General features: G+C 41.5%; 1 protein-coding gene. It reads left to right on the top strand.

From position 1 onward, the window contains the following. Nucleotides 1-692, top strand: a 692-nt coding sequence (locus tag R7Z77_RS25725; RefSeq protein WP_318137095.1) for a hypothetical protein, incomplete at both ends; no start/stop codon positions are given.

Below are 692 nucleotides of genomic sequence, written 5' to 3'. Positions count from 1 at the left end.
TATACCCAAGAAGATTACGCCCGTTGGGAACGAAATCGAAAAAGAAGACAGCTAGAGGTCGAAGCTCAAAAGGCGATTGAAGAATTATTAATTTTTCTTCCCGCATTGGATCTGGAAACTTCGGTTCACAGCCAAGCGGTAAAAGAATTTAGCGAAGCGTTCGATGTTATCTTGAAAGGGTACAACGGGGGCAATATTTCCTATGAGACTGGATATGATCTTATTCATCAGGTCAAAAATGGTTTCATTGAGGGAGGTGGTGCGCTTAGAAAAGTCGAAGAGAATCGGTTATCACGCCAGACAGAAAAGGCTGATAATTTCTCTCAAGATGGCAGTTATCGACGCAATCTAGTAGTGAATGATGAATCGTTTAATGTGCGTTTTAAAGCGAGTTGCGCTACGCCTGAATGCTTAATGAGAAATGCCAATATCGACATGGAAGATGATGCTTTTCAGGATTACATTGAGGCTGCAACACAAGATAAACGTTCGGATGTGATGCAGGTGATCGGTGTTGCTCTTATCGCTAACCCATATCTCAAACCTTTAGAATATGTTGTGTTTGGAGATATAGCCTACGCTGGACTTAAAGATAAAAACCTTGATCCTCTTTGGGCTTATTTAATGGGTAGAGGGGCTTACTATCGCCTACATTTACTTAGCGTGTCTAAGAGAGTGAAAGATACCTCAGA

The sequence above is a fragment of the Vibrio sp. 1401 genome (assembly GCF_033340295.1).
Note: the sequence above shows the minus strand (reverse complement) of the source record. Positions and strands in the feature narration are given on the sequence as shown.